Consider the following 1,029-nt stretch of genomic DNA (forward strand, 5'->3'; position numbering starts at 1 on the left):
AAGTGAGCGTCCGGGAACTCCGGTTACCAGTTGCCGGTGCGGGCGAGTCGGCGTGACATTGTCATGATCATGGCGATGTGGATCATGGCTTCGTGGTGGTCGGGTTTGGTTTCGTAGTCGCGTACGCAGCGGCGGTGTTTGCTGATCCAGGCGAATGTTCTCTCGATCACCCAACGGCGGGGCAGGACGACGAAGCCCGGGTCGGTGCGTTTGACGATCTGGATGCTCAGGTGCAGGACGTTGCGGGCCCAGACGAGCAGCCGTCCGGTGTATCCGGCGTCGGCCCAGACCAGGGCGATGGTGGTGAAGCGTTCGCGCAGCCGGGTCAGCAGCCGGTGGGCGGCGTCGCGGTCTTGCAGTCCGGCTATCGTGACGATCACGGCCAGCAGCAGGCCGCTGGTGTCCACGGCGAGGTGCCGCTTCGTTCCGTTGATCTTCTTGCCCGCGTCGTATCCTCGGCTGGTGCGGGGCACGGTGTCCGCGCCGCGTACCGACTGGGAGTCGATGATCGCCGCGGTCGGTTGCGGGTCGCGGCCCTCGTAGACACGGACCAGGTCGCGTAACGCGTCATGGATGACCTGCCACACGCCGGCCTTGGCCCAGGCACGGAACCGGTCGTAGACGGTGGTCGGCGGCGGGAACCCGACCGGTAGTTGCCGCCACGCGATCCCGCCCCGCACCAGGTAGAAGATCGCGTCCAGGACCAGACGACGGGAATGTTTCTCCGGCCGTCCGCCCCGCCCGCCGGTGTTACCCGGCGCGGGCAGCAACGGCTCGATGATCGCCCACTGGGCATCGGTCATCGAGGACGACGGGTAGAAGCCGCACGTCGACGGTACTGACATGCCTGCCGGGTGGGCCGGGCATGACACGCAGACACACTCAGGCGACAATGACACAACGAGCTCCTGGAGAACGGCTGGCCTAGACAACCGCCGATCTACCAGGAGCTCGCCTCATGCCGATCCACTACACGCCGTGCGTCATCACCTTGTGACCATGCGCCCAGCCGAGTTCCCGGACGCTCAC

At 66.4% G+C, this 1,029-nt stretch carries 1 protein-coding gene; it reads right to left on the reverse strand.

What is annotated here, in order from left to right; all coding sequences use genetic code 11:
• Positions 1-23: 23 nt before the first annotated feature.
• On the reverse strand, positions 24-845 hold the full coding sequence (locus Vqi01_RS30335; RefSeq protein WP_204038557.1) for an IS5 family transposase: 822 nt from the start codon (positions 843-845) through the stop codon (positions 24-26).
• Positions 846-1,029: the final 184 nt, after the last annotated feature.

This window comes from Micromonospora qiuiae (genome assembly GCF_016863555.1).
In the GTDB taxonomy this organism is placed as follows: Bacteria; Actinomycetota; Actinomycetes; order Mycobacteriales; family Micromonosporaceae; genus Micromonospora; species Micromonospora qiuiae.